19 protein-coding genes are annotated in these 20,818 nt (G+C 64.0%); 14 read left to right on the top strand and 5 right to left on the bottom strand.

Annotated elements, in window-relative coordinates; genetic code table 11:
* The 5 genes from CMN27_RS15005 to cyoD all read left to right on the top strand — a co-directional run.
* Positions 1 to 521, top strand: a 521-nt coding sequence (locus tag CMN27_RS15005; RefSeq protein WP_293627737.1) for a putative sulfate exporter family transporter, incomplete at its 5' end; no start/stop codon positions are given.
* 353 nt (positions 522 to 874) lie between these two features.
* Positions 875 to 1,816 (top strand): ubiquinol oxidase subunit II, encoded by a 942-nt coding sequence (cyoA, locus tag CMN27_RS15000; protein WP_293627736.1) that lies wholly within the window; start codon positions 875 to 877, stop codon positions 1,814 to 1,816.
* A 24-nt stretch (positions 1,817 to 1,840) separates the two neighbouring features.
* The gene (locus tag CMN27_RS14995) at positions 1,841 to 3,919 is read left to right on the top strand and encodes a cbb3-type cytochrome c oxidase subunit I (protein ID WP_293627735.1); all 2,079 of its coding nucleotides are present in this window, start codon (positions 1,841 to 1,843) and stop codon (positions 3,917 to 3,919) included.
* Positions 3,920 to 3,963: 44 nt separating this feature from the next.
* Positions 3,964 to 4,584 carry a cytochrome o ubiquinol oxidase subunit III gene (gene cyoC / locus CMN27_RS14990; RefSeq protein WP_293627733.1) on the top strand — a complete coding sequence of 207 codons (621 nt, stop codon included), beginning with the start codon at positions 3,964 to 3,966 and terminating at the stop codon, positions 4,582 to 4,584.
* Positions 4,581 to 4,916, top strand: a complete 336-nt coding sequence (gene cyoD, locus CMN27_RS14985) for a cytochrome o ubiquinol oxidase subunit IV (RefSeq protein WP_293627731.1) — start codon at positions 4,581 to 4,583, stop codon at positions 4,914 to 4,916. Before cyoC ends, cyoD begins: the two co-directional genes overlap by 4 nt.
* Before the next feature lie 88 nt (positions 4,917 to 5,004).
* Here cyoD and CMN27_RS14980 read toward each other — a convergent pair whose 3' ends face one another.
* A complete protein-coding gene (locus tag CMN27_RS14980; RefSeq protein WP_293627729.1) occupies positions 5,005 to 5,382 on the bottom strand; it encodes a hypothetical protein in 378 nt (125 codons plus the stop codon).
* A gap of 180 nt (positions 5,383 to 5,562) precedes the next feature.
* Here CMN27_RS14980 and crcB point away from each other — a divergent pair, with 180 nt between their 5' ends.
* Positions 5,563 to 5,952: a fluoride efflux transporter CrcB gene (gene crcB / locus CMN27_RS14975; protein WP_366515467.1), complete on the top strand. Its 390-nt coding sequence runs from the start codon at positions 5,563 to 5,565 to the stop codon at positions 5,950 to 5,952.
* Between the two features lie 16 nt (positions 5,953 to 5,968).
* A complete protein-coding gene (locus CMN27_RS14970; protein ID WP_293627725.1) occupies positions 5,969 to 6,286 on the top strand; it encodes a DUF190 domain-containing protein in 318 nt (105 codons plus the stop codon).
* 33 nt (positions 6,287 to 6,319) lie between these two features.
* Here the strand turns inward: CMN27_RS14970 and CMN27_RS14965 are convergent, their stop codons facing one another.
* From CMN27_RS14965 to CMN27_RS14955, 3 genes are all read right to left on the bottom strand, one after another.
* A complete protein-coding gene (locus CMN27_RS14965; protein WP_293627723.1) occupies positions 6,320 to 7,015 on the bottom strand; it encodes an HAD-IA family hydrolase in 696 nt (231 codons plus the stop codon).
* Positions 7,016 to 7,114: 99 nt separating this feature from the next.
* A complete protein-coding gene (locus CMN27_RS14960; protein WP_293627721.1) occupies positions 7,115 to 8,185 on the bottom strand; it encodes a sulfite oxidase in 1,071 nt (356 codons plus the stop codon).
* 111 nt (positions 8,186 to 8,296) lie between these two features.
* The gene (locus CMN27_RS14955; RefSeq protein WP_293627719.1) at positions 8,297 to 9,400 is read right to left on the bottom strand and encodes a permease; all 1,104 of its coding nucleotides are present in this window, start codon (positions 9,398 to 9,400) and stop codon (positions 8,297 to 8,299) included.
* Between the two features lie 147 nt (positions 9,401 to 9,547).
* On the opposite strand from CMN27_RS14955, the gene CMN27_RS14950 reads away from it, so the two are divergent.
* The 7 genes from CMN27_RS14950 (at position 9,548) to CMN27_RS14920 (ending at position 19,908) form a co-directional block, all read left to right on the top strand.
* On the top strand, positions 9,548 to 10,033 hold the full coding sequence (locus CMN27_RS14950; protein WP_293627717.1) for a MarR family transcriptional regulator: 486 nt from the start codon (positions 9,548 to 9,550) through the stop codon (positions 10,031 to 10,033).
* Positions 10,030 to 11,184: an efflux RND transporter periplasmic adaptor subunit gene (locus tag CMN27_RS14945; RefSeq protein WP_293627715.1), complete on the top strand. Its 1,155-nt coding sequence runs from the start codon at positions 10,030 to 10,032 to the stop codon at positions 11,182 to 11,184. Before CMN27_RS14950 ends, CMN27_RS14945 begins: the two co-directional genes overlap by 4 nt.
* On the top strand, positions 11,181 to 14,306 hold the full coding sequence (locus CMN27_RS14940) for an efflux RND transporter permease subunit (RefSeq protein WP_293627713.1): 3,126 nt from the start codon (positions 11,181 to 11,183) through the stop codon (positions 14,304 to 14,306). Before CMN27_RS14945 ends, CMN27_RS14940 begins: the two co-directional genes overlap by 4 nt.
* On the top strand, positions 14,303 to 15,733 hold the full coding sequence (locus CMN27_RS14935) for a TolC family outer membrane protein (RefSeq protein WP_293627711.1): 1,431 nt from the start codon (positions 14,303 to 14,305) through the stop codon (positions 15,731 to 15,733). The genes CMN27_RS14940 and CMN27_RS14935 overlap by 4 nt, the downstream gene beginning before the upstream one ends.
* A gap of 175 nt (positions 15,734 to 15,908) precedes the next feature.
* The gene (locus CMN27_RS14930; protein WP_293627709.1) at positions 15,909 to 17,177 is read left to right on the top strand and encodes a DUF445 family protein; all 1,269 of its coding nucleotides are present in this window, start codon (positions 15,909 to 15,911) and stop codon (positions 17,175 to 17,177) included.
* A gap of 53 nt (positions 17,178 to 17,230) precedes the next feature.
* Complete coding sequence (locus tag CMN27_RS14925) at positions 17,231 to 17,974, top strand: hypothetical protein (RefSeq protein WP_293627708.1); 744 nt, start codon at positions 17,231 to 17,233, stop codon at positions 17,972 to 17,974.
* A gap of 101 nt (positions 17,975 to 18,075) precedes the next feature.
* A complete protein-coding gene (locus tag CMN27_RS14920; protein WP_293627707.1) occupies positions 18,076 to 19,908 on the top strand; it encodes a long-chain-acyl-CoA synthetase in 1,833 nt (610 codons plus the stop codon).
* Positions 19,909 to 20,055: 147 nt separating this feature from the next.
* Here the strand turns inward: CMN27_RS14920 and CMN27_RS14915 are convergent, their stop codons facing one another.
* Complete coding sequence (locus CMN27_RS14915; RefSeq protein ID WP_293627706.1) at positions 20,056 to 20,775, bottom strand: TetR/AcrR family transcriptional regulator; 720 nt, start codon at positions 20,773 to 20,775, stop codon at positions 20,056 to 20,058.
* Between the last annotated feature and the right edge of the window lie 43 nt (positions 20,776 to 20,818).

Genomic DNA, 20,818 nt, shown 5'->3' with positions numbered 1-20,818 from the left:
CGGTCTTCGGCACGATCGCGATGTTCGCCTACCCGGCGATCGCGCCGCATATCGGTCTGAGCGAAGCGGCGTATTCCGCCTGGGCCGGCAGTTCCATTCATGAAGTGGCACAGGCGGTGGCTGCCGGTTTCGCGTTCGATGACGCCGCGGGTGTTCAGGCCAGCCTGTACAAACTGTCACGTGTGGCGTTGCTGGTGCCGGCATGCGCGATACTGGCGCTATGGTGGCGCCGGCGCGCAGCCACCGGCAGTGAAAACGATCGCGCCGCGCCGTTTCCGCTGTTCGTGGCGTTGTTCGTGGTCGTGGTCGGGATCAATTCCGTAGTGAGCATGCCGGCGCCGCTCCACGCGGGACTGCTGCGTTTGGACGCCGCGCTCCTGGCTGCGGCGATGGTCGCCATGGGCTTGCAAACGCGGCTGTCGGCGGTACTTGGCCTGGGCTGGCGTCCGCTCGCGCTCGGCTTGGCGGTGGCGATCTGGATCAGTACGATGACACTCGGCGGTGCCTTCTTCCTTGGCTGACGTTGCCCAGCCCAGGGCGCGCGCCAACGCGTGATCGGCCAGTCGCTGCGACGCCACGCGCGGGCGGCTTGATGCGGTGGGCGGTATCGGCGCAGTCTGTGCGTTGCGCCGCAGCAATGGTTACACGAAACGCGCCTCGATACGCGGCAGAAAACCGCGACCGTTTACTGTCGTTTTTTCAACGAAGTGGGTACCATTAGTTGCACTGCACAATGACCGTCGTGCTCGTCCGGGCGCAACGGATCATGCGCAACAGGCGTAGGTAGGCCCGTAGCTTGTAATACGGTCGTCCACGTCGAGCGCGGTCACTCGTTGGAATGCATGTAATGTCTATCGAAACGCTTGGAAAGACGATGCGCACCTTGCGGGTGCCGTTGATTGTTCTACTCGCACTGGCGCTCAGTGGCTGCAGTTCGCAGTGGTTCGTCGACACCTTTCATCTGAACGAGCTGGTGACGTTCTTCACCGCCGGGCCCATCGCGGCCTACCAGCGCAACGTCATGCTGTTCACCTTCACGGTGATGCTGTTCGTGCTGGTGCCGGTGGTGGGCTTCACCCTCTGGTTTGCCTGGCATTACCGGGCCGGCAACAACAAGAACACCTATACCCCCAACTGGCATCACTCGAATCTTCTCGAGGCCTTTCTGTGGGGCGGGCCGGTTGCGATTATCCTCATTCTGGCGATGTTGACCATCGTCTCCACCTACGATCTGGATCCCTACAAGCCGATCGAGTCGGAGAACGACCCGATCCGCGTCGAGGCGATCGCGATGGACTGGAAATGGCTGTTCATCTACCCCGACTATGGCGTGGCCGCGGTCAACGAAATGGCCATGCCCGTGGATACGCCGCTTCAGATCGACCTGACCTCGGCAAGCGTGATGAACGGCTTCATGATTCCGCGCCTGGGCAGCCAGATCATGGCGATGTCGGGCATGCGTACGCGCCTGCATCTCATGGCCACCGAAAAGGGCGAGTTCTTCGGCAAGAACTACCAGTACAGCGGCGACGGGTTCGCCAATCAGCGTTTCACGGCGGAGTCGCTGTCCCAGGCCGATTTCGATGCTTGGATCGACAAGGCCCGTGGCTCGGGGCGCCCGCTGGACCTGAATGCCTACCGCAGCCTGGTCGAGCCGAGCCGCAATGTTGATCCCATTCTTTATTCGTCGGTGCCCGACGGTCTGTTCGGCTATGTCATGCACCGCTTCCAGGTCGGCGATGGCGAGATTCCGCCCGACGCCGTGCCCAGCGACCTGACCGCCGACGACATTGCCCAGCACGGGCATGCCCACTAGCCCGCCGCGAGCCGGGAGAAGACCATGTTTGGAAAACTCACCCTAGACGCCTTCCACCATTCGAGCATGATCATCGTGTTCGCGAACGTGATCATGATCGGCACCGGTCTGGCCGTGGTGGCCGCGCTGACCTATTACCGCAAATGGGGCTATTTGTATCGTGAGTGGTTCACCACGGTGGACCACAAGAAGATCGGCGTGATCTATATTGTGATCGCTATGATCTTTCTGCTGCGCGGCTTCATCGATGCGTCGATGGTGCGTGCCCAGCAGGCGAGTGCGGGGCCGGGCATGGAGGGCTACCTGGAAGCCGCCCATTTCGCCGAGCTGTTCACCGGCCACGGCACCATGATGATCTTCTTCATGGCGATGCCGTTCCTGGTGGGCCTGATGAATATCGCCATTCCGCTGCAGATTGGCGCCCGCGACGTGTCCTTTCCGCTGCTCAACGCGATTAGCGTGTGGCTGACGGCCGCGGCCGGCGCGCTGGTGATGATCTCGCTGCTGGTGGGCAGCTTCTCGGAAGCCGGCTGGTCGGGCTATACGCCGTTTTCCGGGCTGGCCCACAGCCCCGGGCCGGGCGTGGATTACTGGATCTGGGCGTTGCAGATATCCGGTATCAGTACCACGCTGACCGGCGTCAACTTCGTGACCACCATCCTCAAGAAGCGCGCGCCCGGCATGACACTCATGCGCATGCCGATGTTTACCTGGACTGTGCTGTGCACGAGCATTCTGATCGTGGTGTCGTTCCCGGCACTGACTGCGGCCCTCGCGCTGCTCGCGCTGGATCGTTCCGCGGGCACCCACTTCTTCACCAGCATCATGGGTGGCGACCAGATGCTCTACATCAACATGTTCTGGCTGTGGGGCCATCCCGAGGTCTACATTCTGGTGCTGCCAGCCTTTGGCATCTTCTCCGAGGTGGTGACCACCTACTGCAACAAGCGGCTGTTCGGCTACACCTCGATGGTGTGGGCGACCATGGCCATCGCCTTCCTGTCGTTCGGCGTGTGGGTGCATCACTTCTACACCATGGGTCAGGACCCGCTGCGTAACTCGATCTTCGGTATCGCCACGATGATCATCGCGATCCCGACCGGCGTGAAGATCTACGACTGGATCTGGACCATGTTCCGCGGCCGTATCGAGTACAAGCTGCCGATGCTGTGGACCCTGGGCTTTCTGATCACCTTCGTCATGGGCGGCATGTCCGGCGTGCTGCTGGCCATTCCGGGCGCCGACTACAAGATGCACAACAGCCTGTTCCTGGTTGCGCATTTCCACAACGTGCTGATCCCGGGCACGATGTTCGGCCTGCTGGCGGGCTTCTACTACTGGTTCCCCAAGGTGTTCGGCTTCCGTCTCGACGAGAAATGGGGCCGCCATTCCTTCTGGGGCTGGCTCGTGGGCTTCTACGTGGCGTTCGTGCCGTTGTACATGCTCGGCATCATGGGCATGCCGCGGCGCATGGTCACCTATGACAACCCGGCCTGGCATTTCTGGCTGGTGATTGCGGCCATCGGTGCCATGATCGTGGCCTATGGCATTTTCGCCATGTTCATGCAGATCTATGTGAGCTGGCGTGACCGCGAGAAGAACGCCGACCTGACCGGCGATCCCTGGGGCGGGCGTACGCTCGAGTGGGCGATCCCGTCGCCGCCGCCGGAATACAACTTCGCGGTGGTGCCCGAGGTGCGCGATCGCGATGCGTTCATGGAAATGAAGGTCAACAACCGGGCCTATGAACGGCCGGCGGCGTATGAGGATATTCATATGCCCAAGTCGACGCCGTTGCCCATCGTGATCGCCGCGCTGTCATTCGTCTTCGGCTTTGCCTATGTCTGGCACATCTGGTGGCTGGCCGGTCTCTGCGTGCTGGGCACCGTGGCTGCCGTGATCGTGCGCAGCTTCAACGAGGAAACGGAGTTCGTGATTCCGGCCTCCGAGGTGGAAGCCGACGAGGATGCGTTCCATCGTCGCCTCAAGGAAGGCGGTGTATTCGAACATCTGCAATACATCGAAGAGTACGGCGACGAGCGCACGCCGCAGGGCAAGTTCGTCGAGCCGACCACGCGAGCCACGTCCGGTTTGCCGGGCTGATGCGCGACCGATCACGATCGACTGGTATTCGAGAGGCATAGTTCATGGCGTCAAGCCCATCCCACGATCTCAACCGCGTTCGCGCCGCAGCCCGGGCGGATACCGAAGTCAACTTCGGTTTCTGGGCCTACCTGATGAGCGACGTGGTCCTGTTCTCGATGCTGTTTCTGGCATACGTGAACCTCTCGCAGCGATATGCCGGTGGGCCGACCCCCGGCGAGATCTTCTCGTTGCATGGCGTGTTTCTGGAAACCATGGCCCTGCTGGCATCCAGTCTCACCTTCGGGCTGGCCATGGTCAGCCTGCACCAGGGTAAGAAGAACCACATCATCGGCTGGCTGCTGGCCACCTTCGTGCTGGGGGCTTTCTTTCTCTGGCATGAAGTCAGCGAGTTCGTGCATATCATCCACGAAGGCGCCTCGTTCGATCGCAGCGGTTTCCTGTCGGCCTATTTCGGGCTGGTGGGCACCCACGGCGCGCACGTGTTCTTCGGCATGATCTGGCTGTTGACCATGGTGGCGCAGGTCGCGCTGCGCGGGCTCACGCCGGCCATCGGTTCGCGTCTGGCACGGCTGAGCCTGTTCTGGCACTTTCTCGACCTGGTCTGGATCTGCGTGTTCTCGACCGTCTATCTGCCCGGACTGATTCAAGGAGGCAGCGCATGAGCCATTCCGACGACGCCACCCCCGGCCACGCACCCACGGCGGGCGCCTATATCACGGGTTATCTGCTCGCTCTCGTGCTTACGCTGATTCCCTTCGGCGCGGTGTATTACGAGGCGTTTTCGTCCGGCGTGATGCTGCTCGTGATCGCGGTGACCGCCATCCTGCAGCTATGCGTGCATCTGCGGTTTTTCCTGCATCTGGATATGTCTCAGGAACAGCGCTGGAACACGATATCGGTGCTGTTCTCGGTGTTTACCATCTTCGTGATGGTGGGCGGTACGCTGTGGCTGTTCTACAGCCTGTATGCGCGCCATATGATGGTGGGCTACTGACCACGGCTGAACGAGGCCGCCCGGCGCTCGCATAAAAAAAGCCCGTGTCGCATGCGACACGGGCTTTTTCTTTGCTGCCGACCGAGGGTTAATCGTCGGTATCGGTATCGGTATCGGTATCGGTACCGGCGTTGGCCTTGGCGGCCGCCGACGTATCGGACGACACGCCCGTATCGTTGTCCATATCGCCGTCCATGTCGGATGAAGTCGACGTATCGACGTCGGTATCCGCATCGACACCGATCGACGTGCTGCCGCCGGCCTGACCGCCGACCGTGCCGTCGGTGCCATTCATGCCGCCGGCCGTACCGGATTGGGTGTTGGCACCGGTATCGATGCCGACATCGGCATTCACGCCCGCGTTCGTACCCGTGGCGGTATCCGCATCGGTGGCCGTATCGGCCATTGCGATGCCGCCGGTCAGCGCCAGGGCGGTGGCCGTGGCGATGGCAAATTGCTTGTACATGCGTTCTCCTCGTCGTTTGTAGATCCAGGCGATGTTGCGCCTTGGGTATTCACGATTACTTTTGCGGCCTGAATCCGGGGTGAACGGGCGTCGGTCGTCTTCGTCGAATACATGCAGGACAGCCATAGCTCATGCTTGTAACCTTGCGACTTCGGTTCATGGTCCGGTACACGAATGTCCATACCCGTTTCCATTCTGGCCATCGCGCTCGGTGCGGCCTGTGGCGCCAATCTGCGCTGGGCGCTGGGTCTTGCCCTCAACACGCTGTTCCCGGCGTTGCCGCTCGGCACGCTCGTAGCAAACCTGCTCGGCGCCGGGCTGATCGGCATGGCGATCGCCACGTTTGCCGCCCTGCCTGAACTTTCGCCGTTCTGGAAACTGGCGATCGTGACCGGCTTTCTCGGTGCGCTGACCACGTTCTCCACCTTCTCCGCGGAGATATTCACCCAGATCCAGAGCGGGCGGCTGGGCTGGGCCTTTGTGGGCATCGCCGCGCATGTGGCCGGCTCGCTCGCGATGACCGGTCTGGGCATGGGCGCAGTCGCCTTGTTGCGCCAGATCGGACGCTGAACAGGAGCAGCAGACAATGAAAGGCTTCGAACTGATATTCATGGCGCCGCGTTCGCGCCGCCATCACGGCAAACCGGTACTGGATACGGTGGCGGAACTGGCACGACAGCATGGAATCGAGCACAGCACGCGCCGTGTGGATGCCCAGGGCACGGGCCATAGCGGCCATACCCATTCGGCGCATTTCTTCGAGCAGGCCGATGAACCCGAAGAGCTGATGTTCGTGCTCGACGGCGGTCAGGCCGATTCGCTGGTGCGAGCCGTGGACGAGCAGGCCGTGCCGGTGTTCTGCGTACGCCGTGCGATCGAGTACTGGCACTTCGGCGAGGGCTGACGCCGCAGATCGAACCGCGGCAAGGCCGGCGGGTCAGCCCTGGGCGGTGTCGCTCGCGCGGCGGGCCTCGATCAGGTCAGGCAGCTCGTCGAAATGAGCAAAGCGGGTCAGGGCGATTTCGGGGTGTTCGCTTATTGCGCCGTGCGGGTCGTAGCCGAAAACCTGCATGCCGGCGCGGTGCCCGGCGACCACCCCGGCGTCGCTGTCTTCAATCACCGCACAGCGCTCCGGGGCCACGTCGAGCGCGGCGGCCGCGGTCAGGAACAAGTCCGGTTCGGGTTTCCATACGCCAATGGTGTAGGCGCTGAAAACGTAGTCGCCGAAATAACGGGCCAGGTCGGTCGCATCCAGGGCGGCCGCGAGCTTTTTCTCCGGCCCGCTCGAGGCCACGCAGCGGGGTAGATCGATCGCCTCGATCGCGGCGCGTACACCCGGCATGGGTTCGAGCTCACGATAGAAAAGATCGATCATCTGCTGGCGATAGCGCGGCGTGAAATCTTCCGAGACCACCACGCCATGACGCTCGGCCAGCGTATCGATCATTTGCTCGAACTGGCCGCCCCTGAATTCGGATTCGATCGCCCGTGCGTCGAGGACGATGCCGTGGTCGGCCTCGAACATTTCGGCCACGCCGCGGGCGTTGAGCAATTCGCTGTCGACGAGTGTGCCGTCGCAGTCGTAGATCACGGCTTCGACCGGCGGCCTGGCATTCGTGGGGTCTGGGGGCATCGATATCTCTCGAACGGGTGGCGCCCGCCGAATACCGGCGGGTCGAGCTTCGATCATGGGGGCGAAGCGCAGGGCTAAAACCCCCGGGCGGCCGATGTCTCAGCCGACTCGAACCGGGTGGGCGATGACCGCGTTGTACAGACAGCCGTGATCGTTCCAGGGCACCGATTCCGGCTGAACATGGCCGTTCTCGTCGGTCGCGCGAATACGAACCACATGGGGCCCGGGCGTTGCCTGCCACCTAAAGGCCCAGCGCACCCAGGCGCCGGGAATATTGGGTGTCTCCAGGTGCGCATCGCGCCATGGTGCGTCGTTTACGGCGTACTCGACGCGACACACCCGGCCTTCGCCCGAAAAGGCACGGCCGCGAAGCGTGTGTTCGCCGGCGGGCAGCTCGGCGTTCCAGTCGAGTTCGATCACGCTCATTACCGGCATGGTCGTAATGGGGATGCCGTCGGCCGGCGGCTGTGCCGGATAGTCGGGCCCGGCCAGGGTGTAGTCGCGCGTGTTCCAGTGGGTATGCAACGCCTGGGTCGATACCCGGATTTCGCCCAGCCATTTGATGCTGGCCGCCCCAAGCCAGCCGGAGACCACCAGCCGGGCCGGAAAACCGTGATCGGGCGGCAGCTGCTCACCGTTCATGGTCAGGGCGATGAGGGTATCGTCGGCCATGGCCTTGGCGACCGGAAGCGGCCGTGCGAAGCCTTTTTCGTCGAGGCCGACGGGGAGCACATCTCGGGCTGCCTCGGTGATGCCGGCCCGCTCGAGCACGTCGCGCAGGCGTACGCCGGACCACTCGGCCACGCCGATGGCCCCGGTATGCCATTGGGCGCCGCCGGCCTGCTGGCCGTAGCGCTCGGCAAAGAAGGCACGCGCGTTGCCGGCGCATTCGATGGCGCGGGTGACTGCGACCTGGGGCATGGCGCGCAGCGCGGCGTAGTCGAGTTCCAGCGCCCGGCTGAGTCCGTCCCCATGGATCCGCAGGCGCCATTCGCTGGCATCGATGCGCGGCGTCGGGTTGTGGCTGCGTACGAAAAAGCGGCTGTTGGGCGTGAGATAGCCTTCCAGGCTCGCCAGCCGGGTTTCCACGTTGCTGTTTTCGCCGTGCTCGGGCACGTGAAACCATGCCTTGGGCGTCGGTTTGTCTATACCGCCGGTGTCATTGCTCATCGCCGGGTCCGGTGATGCGATGTGTTGTCGGCCATCCTCGGCGCTGGCCCGGTTTGAAGCAAAGTAACGCGCGGCGCGACGGGCATATTGGCTCGCCGGCGCCCGGGGGCATCAGTGGTGGTGGCAGCAATGGGCCGGCGCCTTGGCCTGCTTCGACAGCCGCCACAGCCCGAGGCCGACCACGATGAACACCAGGTTCAGCCAGAACGTGTAATCGAGCTTGAAGAACGTCATGGAGCCCACCGCCGTGGCGGTAGCCTGTGGTGCCCAGCCGCCGAGCGTGAATACCACGTCGATGAGAAAGCCTGTGAGCACCATGGCGATATAGAGGATTGCGCCCAGCTGCAGGGCAAGCCGGGTGCCGTAGTACTGGCGATAGACCAGCAGCATGGGAATGACGATGAGATCGCCATAGATGAAGGCCAGTGCGCCGCCGAAGGAAATGCCGCCGTTGAACAGCGCGGCGGCCATGGGCACGTTGCCGACCGAGCATACGAAGCTGAACACGGCCACGAGCGGCCCGACCAGGGCGTTTTCGATCATCTGCAGCCAGCTGACGTGATCGCCCGAGGACAGAAACACCGCCTGCCAGAAACTCTGCGGCACCCAGACCACCACGGTGCCGGCCACGACGATACCGATGACGATATCCTTCCAGATCATCGACCAGTCCATGGCAAAGCGTGATGCGGCCGTGCGCCAGCCGTCGAGGCTGAGCACGCTGGGTACGGTGTCGTCGTCGCCTGCCTCGGCTTGATCGGATTCGGCTTCGCGCACCTGTTCGAAAGCGCGGGTCGGCCCGAAGCTCTTCATCAGCACGGCCATGATCGCAATCAGCACGATACCGCCGGCGAACTCAGCGACCACGAACTGCCAGCCCATCAGTGACCAGAGCACGAAGCCCAGTTCGATCACCAGATTGGTGGCCGCGATCATGAACGCGACGGCGGCGGTGATATGGGCGCCGCGCAGAAACACGCTGCGGCTCATGGCCGCGGCGGCATAAGAGCAGGATGAACTGATGGCGCCGAAAAAGCCGGCCCGGGCCAGGGATGCGGGGCCATCGTCGCCCATCACCCGTGCCATGCGGTGCTTGGGCACGAAGGCCTGTACGGCACCGGAAATTGCGAAACCGAGCACCAGCGCCCAGAGCATCTTCCAGCCCATGCCGGCAATGGTGTAAAGGGTGTCGCCGATCATCGAAAGCCAATCCATAAATCATCCTGTGGCGTCGTCGCGCGGCGCGGGTAGCTGAACGAGCGCAAACGATAGGCCCGTAGCCCGGTACGGATGCAAGCAGCGCAGAGCGTTCGTTTCGTTCAGTATTGATTGAACGATCGGGCAGCGATAGGCTTTCACGCCATGAGCGATACGCCCCAGGCCGTTAGCGGCTTTATCGAACGCATGGGTCTGGCTGCACAGAGCGACGGCATGCCGCGTATTGCCGGGCGGATTCTGGGTTATTTCATTATCCATGACGGGCCGGCGAGCCTGGCCGGGCTGGCCCGGGAATTGCAGGTATCGCGTGCGAGCGTGAGCACGAACGCGCGAATACTGCGCAATCTCGGCGTGCTCGAAGCCACGGCGGTGCCCGGCGACCGTCAGGATTACTATCAGCTGGCCCAGCGGCATTACCTGCGCCTGCTGGAGGGATATGTCGAGCGCATGGGCACCATGAGCGCATCGCTCGAACAGGCAGAGCGCGAATTGCCGGCCGACTGGGCAGGCGCGCAGACACGACTGGCGGATATGCATCACTTCATCGACACGGCGCGGGACACCATTCGCGAGCTGATCGAGCGCCTTGCCGAACGTTCGGACGGTGTTTCACACGAGCAGAAGCCATGAGCCGCATGCCCACGATACGTCCGATCTGGATCGTGCTGGTCATCGTGGTCGCGCTGGCGGCCTGGCTGGCCTCCGGCATGGTCGGCGGCGACGAACCGGCAGGCGAAGCCGCGCCCAAGGCCGATCAGGCCCAGCCCGTGAGCGTGGCGGTGAGGACATCGACGGCCGAACAGGTGTGGCGCGAAGTCGAGCTCAACGGCCGGACCGCGCCCGATCGGGCGGTGACCCTGCGGGCGCAGACGGCCGGGCGGATCGACTCGGTCAACGCCCGACGTGGCGCCCGGGTCGAGGCGGGCGAGGTGCTCGCACGTATCGCCCTCGACGATCGAGGCGCGTCGCGCAACGAAGCCCGGGCGGTGGTGAAACAGCGCCGGCTGCAGTACGAAGCCGTACGCAAGATGTCGGAAAAGGGGTACCAGACCCGAACCGATCTGGCCCAGGCCAAATCCGATCTGGAAGCCGCCCAGGCCCAGCTGGCCAACATCCAGCAGGATATCGACAACACCGTCGTTCGGGCGCCGTTTGCCGGCGTGCTGGAAACACGGCCGGTGGAAGTGGGCGATTATGTTGCCGTGGGTGACGAGATCGCCCGCGTCATTCAACAGAACCCCTTCGTGGTTCGCGGCGATCTGGCCGAAAAGGACGTGGCTTTCGTTGAGCCGGGCCAGCCGGGCCGGGCACGCCTGATCGACGGCAGCACGGTCGAGGGCAGGGTGCGCTATGTAGCCACCGAGGCCGACGAGGCCACCCGGACCTATCCGGTAGAGCTGGAAGTGGACAATCCCGGCGGGCGGCTGGTCTCCGGCGCCTCGGCGAAGCTCATCCTGCCGCTGGAACAGGTCGAGGCCCACGAGGTGGCGGCCGATCTGCTCACCCTCGACGAAGCCGGCGAGATGGGCATCAAGACGATCGGCGAGGACGGCCGCGTGGCCTTTCACGGTGCCGATATCGTCAAGAGCAGCGACCAGCGGCTCTGGCTGGGCGGCTTGCCGGAGAGCGTGCGCCTGATCACCAGCGGCCAGGGGTTCGTACGCGCCGGCGATGCCGTGCAGATCGTCGATGATGCCGATGCCGCGGCTGGGGCGGCCGGGGCCGCGGCGCCGGGCGAAAAGGCGCAGCCGGCTGCGAACGACGCCGATACGCGTTCATGAACGCGCTGATCGCCGCCGCGTTTTCGCGGCCGCGCACGGTGGTGCTCGGTCTGATCGTGATCCTGATCGCCGGCGGCATCGCCTATCGCGACATTCCCAAGGAATCGTCGCCGGATATCACGATTCCTACCATTTATGTGTCGATGGCGCATGAAGGCATCTCGCCGGAGGACGCCGAGCGTCTACTGGTGAAGCCGATGGAGCAGGAGCTGCGTTCCATCGAAGGCCTGAAGGAGATGAGCGCCACCGCCTCGGAAGGGCACGCCAGCGTCATCCTCGAATTCGAGGCCGGCTTCGACCCCGACGATGCGCTCGACGATGTGCGCAACCAGGTGGATATCGCCAAGGCCGACCTGCCCGGCGATACCGAGGAACCCACCGTCAACGAAGTGAACGTGGCGTTGTTCCCGGTGCTGGTGGTCAACCTCTACGGCGACGTCTCCGAACGGGTGCTCGTCGCGCTGGCCGAAGATGTACAGGACGAAGTCGAGGCCATTCCCGGCGTGCTCGAAGCCGATATCGCCGGCGACCGCGAAGAGCAGATCGAGATCAACATCGACCCGCTCAAGCTCGAAACCTACGGCCTGTCGTTGCAGGAGGTCTTCGATTCGGTCCAGCAGAACAACCAGCTGGTGCCCGCGGGCGCGCTGGAATCCGGCAGCGGGCGGTTTTCGATCAAGGTGCCGGGGGTGATCGACAACCTCACCGCCTTGCGCAATACCGCGGTCAAGCGCGCCGACGATCAGGTGGTCACCGTGGGCGACGTGGCGACCGTGCGCCGCGCCTTTGCCGACCGCGAAAGCTTCGCCCGGCTGAACGGCCAGCCCACGCTCGCGCTGGAGATCACCAAGCGTATCGGTGCCAACATCATCGATACCAACCAGGCCGTGCGGGATGCGGTGGAGCGCCTGCAACAGAGCTGGCCGGAGGCGATTCAGGTCAATTTCTCGCAGGACGAGTCCGAAGACGTCACCCGCCTGCTGGGCGATCTGCAGAACAACGTCATCAGCGGCATTCTGCTGGTGATGATCGTGATCGTGGGTATTCTCGGCCTGCGAGCAGGCACGCTGGTTGGGATATCGATCCCCGGTTCGTTCCTGCTGGGCATTCTGACCCTCGCTGCGCTCGGGCTGTCGGTGAACATCGTGGTGCTGTTCGCGCTCATCCTGGCGCTCGGTCTGCTGGTGGACGGGGCGATCGTGGTGGTCGAACTCGCCGATCGCTTCCTGGCCGAAGGCGAGACACGCATGTCGGCCTATATGCACGCCGCCCAGCGCATGGCCTGGCCGATCATCTCCTCGACCGCGACCACCCTGGCTGCCTTCGCACCGCTGCTGTTCTGGCCGGGCGTGGTCGGCGAGTTCATGCGCTATATGCCGATCACGCTGATCGCGGTCTTGAGTGCGTCGCTGTTGATGGCGCTTATTTTCGTGCCGACCCTGGGCGCTGTGATCGGCGGTTCGGCGCCGGGCGGGGCCGAGGCGGTATGGCAGCCCGGCCAGAAGCTGCGCGGCGCGACCGGGGCCTATGTGGCCACCCTGTCGTTTTTTGCCCGTCACGCGGGCAAGACCGCGATCGGCGCGGTGGTGCTGTTCTTTGTCGCGATCTTTGCCTATGGCCAGTTCGGCAAGGGCGTGGAGTTCTTTCCCGATATCTCGCCGGACAACGCCGTGGTGCAGATTCATGCCCGCGGCCAGCAATCGGTGACGGAGGCCGACCGGCTCGTGCGCCAGGTCGAGGATCGGGTGCTGGCCATGCCCGGGTTTGCGTCGGTTTATACGCGCACCGGCGCCGGCCAGGAATCGTTTCGCCAGGGCACGGCCGACGACGTGATTGGCCAGATCCAGCTCGAGTTCGAGCCCTGGGGCGTACACCGGCCGGCCGGCGAGATCATGGCCGACGTGCGCGAGCGTATTGCCGGCATTCCCGGGATTCGTACCGAGGTTCAGGAGCAGGCCCAGGGCCCCACTCAGGCCAAGCCGGTCGAACTGCAGATTTCCGGCCCCGACATGCCCGCGCTCGACAAGGCGGCCGATTTCGTCCGCCGCGGCATGGCCGAAGTGGGCGGTTTCACCGATATTCAGGACACCCGTTCCAGCCAGGGGCTGGAATGGCGTATCGATGTCGACCGGGCCGAGGCCAGCCGCTACGGCGCGAATGTGTCCACCCTCGGGCAGGCGATCCAGCTGGTCACCCAGGGGGTCAAGGTCGGCGAATACCGGCCCGACGACGCCAGCGACGAAATCGATATTCGCGTGCGTTTTCCCGAGGACTCGCGCAGCCTCGAAGCGCTGGACAATCTGCGTCTGCAGACCGACAGCGGTCAGGTTCCCGTCTCCAACTTCGTCACCCGCGTGGCCGCGCCCAAGGTGGAGAATATCGAGCGCACCGGCGGCCAGCGCACGGTCACGATCGAGTCCGGGGTGGCCGAAGGGGCCCTGGTCGCCGACCAGCTCAACGCCCTGCGCGCCTGGATCGGCGATCACGTCGAAGCCGCCCAGCTCAATCCGCGCGTAGATATCGCCTTCAAGGGCGAGGACGAAGACCTGCGCGACGCCGAGGCTTTTCTATCCAAGGCCTTCGGGGTGGCGGTCGCGCTTATCGGCGTGATTCTGCTGACCCAGTTCAACAGCTTCTATCAGTCGTTTCTGATCCTGTCGGCGGTGGTCTTTTCCACCGTCGGCGTGCTGTTGGGGCTGTTGATCGCCGGGCAGCCGTTCGGGGTCGTGATGAGCGGTATCGGCGTGATCGCGCTGGCCGGTATCGTGGTCAACAACAACATCGTGCTCATTGACACCTACAACGTGAATCGCGCGGCGGGCATGAATGCCTGGGACGCGGTGATCCAGACCGGCGCGGAACGTCTGCGACCGGTGGTGCTGACCACGGTGACCACGATTCTCGGCCTGCTGCCCATGGTATTGCAGATGAATATCGATATCGTCGGCCGTTCGATCACCTTCGGCGCGCCCTCGACCCAGTGGTGGACCCAGCTGGCCACGGCCATCGTGGGTGGTTTGATGTTCTCGACGCTGCTCACGCTGGTGCTCACCCCCTGCCTGCTCGTGCTCGGGGCGCGCGTGGGCGAGCGCGTGTCGAAACGCCGCGGAGATACGGCATGAAACGATGGCTAGGTCGCGCTCGCGGGCCGGCGATGCATGCCGCGCTGCTGGCCATGGCTTGCGTGCTGCCGGCCCAGGCGGCCCAGAACCTGCTCGATACCTACGACCAGGCCCTGCGCAACGACACCGAGCTGCTCACCGCGCGCGCCGAATCCGGAGCGGCCGACGCACGCTATCGGCAGGCACGCGGGCAGCTGCTGCCGTCGTTATCGGCCAGCGCCAGCTATACCCGCGTGGAGCAGGAGCAGACCTTCGAGTCGCCGGAAGGCAGTGATGGCGGCTTTGGCGGCGGCGCCGGTTTTTTCGGCGGCAACGACGGACCGACCACCTCCGATCAGCAGGGCTATTCGCTGAATCTGACCCAGCCGCTGTTCAACTGGACGGCCTGGCAGAACAAGGACGCCGCCAACGCCCGCCGCGATCAGGCCGTGTTGTCGCTTTCCAGCGCCGAACAAATGCTCATCGTGCGGGTGGCCGAGGCGTATTTCGATGTGCTGGCCGCCCGCGACGCCTTGAACTCCGCGCGTGAACAGCAGCGCTCCATTCAAAGCCAGCTCGACCGGGCCCAGGCGGCCTACGACGCCGGTCTGGATCCGATCACCGATCAGCAGGAGGCACAGTCCAGCCTCGACAGTGCGCTGGTTGATTCCATCGATGCAGAGAACCAACTGGCCAGCGCCCGCGATGCGTTGATCTCGCTGACCGGGCGCTCGCCGCAGGCGCTGTCCGGTATCGAGGTGGACGAGGCCATGCCGGCAGTGGACAACAGCGGACGCGATCGCGACGCCTGGCTCGCGGTGGCGCTGGAACGCTCGCCCCGGGTGGCCGCCTCGGAAGCGGCCTGGCGCGCGGCCCGCGAACAGATCGGCGCCGAACGCGGCGGCCTTCTGCCCACGGTCAATCTGGTCGGGCGCGTGGGGCGGCAGGAGCAGTTGTTTCCGCTGGGCGCCGGCGGGCAGGCCAATCTGGTGGATGAAACCCGCTCGGTCGGGGTCGAACTGGAAATGCCGCTGTTTGCCGGTGGCGCCACGCGCGCGGCGGTTTCCGAAGCCGAATACAACGCCGAACAGGCCCGCCTGGACGTGATATCGGCACGCCGCCAGCTACTCATCGATATCAACACCGCCTATCGCAACGTCCAGGCCACGCAGCGCCGGCTCGACGCCCTGGATCGGGCCATCGCCTCCGGCCAGACGGCGCTCGAGGCGGCCCAGGCGGGGTATCGCTTGGGCAATCGAACGGTGCTCGACGTGATCGATGCGCAGATCGGGCTGGTGCAGCGGCGCGCCGATCGCAAGCAGGCCTGGTACGACCATGCCCTGGCACGGCTGCGCCTGCGCGCGGCGGCCGGGGTGCTGGGGTTCGACGAACTGGCGCGGATCAATGCGCGGCTGCACGGTGCGCCCGAGGCAGGGACTGCCGGCTGACCGATCGCTTTGTATTTGTGTGTCGAAGCGGGCGGTGCGAAGGTGTGCGGCTGCTATGATCGACATCGCGCAATGACAACGGCGACGATACGCCGCCAGCGCTGAACGGATCATGATAACGACGACAAGTTCGAGGAGCATGGCGCCGGTCCCGCGATAGGCGCCACACCGATGCATGGACGGCAGTTTTCTCTATCTGAGTGTCGAAACCTGGAAATATATTTCCATGCCGGTGATCAGCGCCGTGGTCGGTTATGTGACCAACGTCGTCGCGATCAAGATGATGTTCTATCCCGTGGAGTTCATCGGGCCGTTCAAGCCGTGGCTCGGCTGGCAGGGCATCGTGCCGCGCAAGGCCTCGAAGATGACCGGCATTTCGGTGGATACCATCACCGAATCGCTGATTACCGAAGACGAGATCTTCGCTCGGCTGGACCCGGCTCGCGTGGCAGACGAACTCGAAGCGCCGATGATCGAGCTGACCGACGAGATCACCGATACGGTGATGTATCGCCACCATCCCACGCTGTGGGAGGCGCTGCCGCTGGTGGTGCGCAGCCAGGTCAAGCGGCGCGTACGGGCCCAGGCGCCCACGATCATTCGTGAGCTGATGAACGAAGTGCGCAGCAATGTGCGCTACATGTTCGATCTCAAGGGCATGATCACGCGCGTACTGGTGCGCGAAAAGAACCTGCTCAACCGTATCTTTCTGGAAACCGGGCGCAACGAATTCATCTTCATCGGCCGTTCCGGCGCCTATTTCGGTTTTGCCTTCGGCCTGATCCAGATGCTCATCTGGGTGTTTTTCCAGGCCTGGTGGCTGCTGCCGCTGTTCGGGCTGCTCGTGGGCTGGGCCACCAACTGGCTGGCGTTGAAGATGATCTTCAACCCCAAGCGCGGCTTTCGTATTCTCGGCTTCAAGATTCAGGGACTGTTCTTCAAGCGCCAGCAGGAAGTCGCCGCGGACTATGGCAACCTCGTGGCCACCCAGATCCTCACCCCGGCGAATATTCTCGAGGAGATTCTGACCGGCCCCTATGCGGATAAACTGTTCGCGCTGGTTCAGACCGAGGTACAGCGTGCGATCGACTCCAGTGCGAGCGTGGCCCGGCCGTTCGTGAACTGGACGTGGGGCAGCGAGGAATACGAGCAGATCAAGGCCGACGCGGTGGCCGAAGTCGTGGCGCGCATGCCGCAGACGCTATCGCATATGACCGGCTATGCCGAAGACGCCATGGCCATACGCGAGACCCTGGTCACGCGTTTGCAAAGCCTGACGCCGCGCCAGTTCGAGGGCATGCTGCGACCGGCGTTCGAGGAAGACGAGTGGATATTGATCGCGGTGGGCGCGGCGCTGGGGCTGGCCGTGGGCTGGTTCCAGTTGATCGTGCTTTTCTCGAGCGTTTTCATGGAACGCTTCGGCAGCGTGACCGGCCTGGGATGAGGCCGAGTACAGGGCCCGTGCGGTGCACGGCCGACTCGATTTGGAGATAGACGATGGCGGGCAGGAAGAATCTGACGGTGCGAACGCCGCGAGCGTTCCAGTTTTTGCGCCAGGCCGCGCGTGCGGCCGAGGAATGGCCGGTGGCCGGTTCTGCGGTTCGTCGTTTTCAGGATGCCGAAACCTGGGCCATGGCCGAGCTCAAGCAGCGTCTGGATTCCATGTCGGACGACACACCCGATAGCGGGCGCACGCGCGCTGCGGCCGTTGAAGGCCCGGCCCCGCGCGAGATGATGGCGCGGCTGATCGCACAGTCGCGCGGCGTCGATCCGGAAGCGGCACGGGTATGGATGTATCGCCAGACCCTGGCACGCCTCGTACCCGATCAGGTGGCCATGCTGGCGCTGTTGGCCGATCGCGAAATCGCGCCGCTGTGTCATATCGCCGCGGGCCGTCTGCCGGCCGGGCCGGTGAGCGTGGTGGTGCTGTCCAACGCCAGCTCGCTGGGGCGTGATGCGGGCGTGCTGTTGCGCGACTACGTACCGCAGTACATGAGCGAGCTGCTGGCTCTGGGCGTGTTCGAGGCGGGGCCCGAAGACGATCGCCTGGCCGATCAGTACGAATTGCTGATGGCCGATACCCAGCTGCGAAACACCATGGATCGTGTCCGCCGCGACATGCGGCTTTATCCCCGGCTTCAACGCTTTAGCGTGCACCTGAGCGACTATGGCAAGGCCCTCTGGCAGGACTGCCGGCCGCTGGATTCGGCCTCTGCACGCCCGTTGCCCGGCGGTGGCTAGGGCGTGGGCTCTGCCCGAGCGCGCGTCGTGCTGTTAAGCTGATAAAGCCGAAAATATATCGTTTCTACATACAGAAACCTGACCCACGAGGAGACCGGTCGATGAGTGAATCCGAGCGCGACACGCTGAGTGTCTGGGATGTGTTGAAACCCACCGCCGACAAACTCAGCGGGGTCGACCGGCTGCTCATGGGCGCGGGCATCCTGCTCAAGTCCAGGTTCCGCGACAACATCACGATTGCGACGCTGATTGAAGGCCATGCCGGACGAAGCCCGCAGCATGACGCGATCACCTTCGAGAACGAGCGTTATACCTATGCCCAGCTCAACGCCAACGCGAACCGCTATGCGCGCACGCTCAAGGCGGGCGGCATAGAAAAAGGCGACGTGGTGGGCGTGCTGCTGGACAACCGACCGGAAACGCTGTTCATCGTGGCCGCATTGGCCAAGCTCGGTGCGGCTGCCGCCATGTGCAATACCAAGCAGCGCGGCGATGTGCTCGCCCATAGCCTGAGCACGGTCAAGCCGAAAGCCATGCTCGTGGGCGACGAGCTTTTCGATGCCTTCGAGGAGATTCGGGACGAGTCCGGTATCGCCGAACTCAACCCGCTGTGGCTGGTGTCCAGCAACAGCCGCGCGGCGACCGCGCCGCCGCCCGAGGGCTGGACCGATTTCGTGGCCGAGGCGGCGAACCAGCCGACCGGCAATCTCGACGACGCCGCCGAGGTTTCCTCCAAGGACACCTGCTTCTATATCTTCACCTCGGGCACCACCGGCATGCCCAAGGCATCGCGCATGAGCCACGTACGCTGGCTGCGCGGCGGCGCGGGCCTTGGCATGGCCGGCCTGCGTCTGACCCCGGAAGACCGCTTCTACTGCCCGTTGCCGCTCTATCACAACAACGCCCTGACGGTGTCGTGGTCGTCGGTGTTGTGCGCCGGCGCGACCTTCGCGCTCGCGAAGAAGTTCAGCGTGAGCGGTTTCTGGCCGGATGTGCGTCACCACAAAGCGACGGTGTTCTGCTACATCGGCGAGCTGTGTCGCTATCTGCTGCAGGCCGACCCGCATGAAAACGACCGCAACCATTCCATTCGGGCCGTAATCGGCAACGGCCTGCGGCCGGACATCTGGGACGAGTTCAAGTCCCGTTTCGGTATCGACCGGGTCTGCGAATTCTACGGTGCCAGCGAGGGCAACCTGATCTTCGTAAACGGCTTCAACATGGATCGCACGGCCGGCTTCTGCCCGCTGCCGTTCGCCGTGGTGGAATACGACCCGGAAACCGAGGAGCCGGTCACCGACGACAACGGCCGCATGAAAGAGGTCAAGAAGGGCGAAACCGGGCTGCTGCTCAACAAGGTGACCGATTTCGCGCCCTTCGAGGGTTATACCGACCCCGAAGCCAGCGAGAAGAAGCTATTCCGCGGCGTGTTCAAGAAGGACGACTGCTACTTCAATACCGGCGATCTCGTGCGCCGGCAGGGCATGCGGCATATCGCCTTCGTCGATCGCCTGGGCGATACCTTCCGCTGGAAGGGCGAAAACGTGGCCACCACCCAGGTCGAGAATGCGCTCAACGCCTTCAGCCAGATCGAGGAATCGGTGGTCTATGGCGTGGAAGTGCCGCACAGCGATGGCCGGGCCGGCATGGCCGCGATCACGCCGGTACGCGATCTGGAGGATATCGACTGGGGCGCGCTGGTAAGCCATCTGCGCGATGAGCTACCCGACTACGCCGTGCCGGTGTTCATCCGCCTGCGCCCGGAGCAGGAAGTTACCGGCACCATGAAATACCGCAAGGTCGATCTCAAGAAGCAGGCCTACAGCCCCGAGGGCGACGAACCGGTCTATATGCTCAAGGGCGGCGCCGATCGCTACGAGCCGATCGACGACGCCACCCGCGAGGCGCTGGACGACGGCGACATCAACCTTTAGCCGCGGCCGGCCCGGTCGGCCGGCGTTGTCCGCACAGCGTGGCGAGACAACGCCGGCGGCCGGTAGCGATCCGCAGCAGCCGCTGCTGCGCCTCGCTGCCAGTTGGGCGAGCGACTGCGCGCCGTCGTAGCCGCTGCGGGCGGCGCGTCAGCCCGCGGCGCCGGTGGCGGCGGTATCGAAATCGTCGTCGCCGGATTGCGTGGCTTCGTAATGCTGGGCGCCGAAGATCATCGCCCGGAACAGAATCTTGGCCTCGCGCGCCATCTCGGCCGCGCTCAGGCCGGTGTTCTCGGTCAGCCATTCGGCGATCAGCTCATTGAACATGCCCACCAGCGCCACCGAGGGAAGGTGGTAGTCGCGTGCCGGAATGACCCCGTTTTCTGCCATCAGTTCGGCATAGCGACGGATGATCTCGGCCAGCTGGTGCGTGGTTTCCCGGCGCTTTTTCTCCATCACCTCGGATACGCCCACGGCCTCGATACAGATAATACGGCCACGACGCGGGTCATCGAGCAGGAAATACACCGCTGCTTCGATGGTATCGGCCACCCGCTGGGTCAAGGGCGTGCCTGTCTCACTCAGGGATGCGCGCACGATCTGGTCCATTCGCTGCACCAACTCCGCGTGCACTGCATGCAGGATCGACTCGCGGCCTTCGAACTGTTCGTAGAAATGCCGTGTGGATACCTTGGCATGCGAACACACCGCCTCGATCGGCGTGGCTGCATAGCCGCGTTCTCCGAACAAATCGGTTCCGGCGGCTATAAGTCGCTGATAGCGCTGAGTTCTGAGCTGTTCTGCGCTGAGTCCGCGATAAACGCGCCGGCGCGGTTTACGACTGGAGGATTTGGGTTCTGTTTCTTTCACGTGCTTGAGCCTGCTTGACGAGCCGAGTCGTCTTGCTATGATC

This window comes from Salinisphaera sp. (assembly GCF_002729955.1).
Taxonomy (GTDB): domain Bacteria; phylum Pseudomonadota; class Gammaproteobacteria; order Nevskiales; family Salinisphaeraceae; genus Salinisphaera.
The sequence above is the reverse complement of the archived record's forward strand: the minus strand, read 5'-3'. Positions and strand labels throughout refer to the sequence as shown.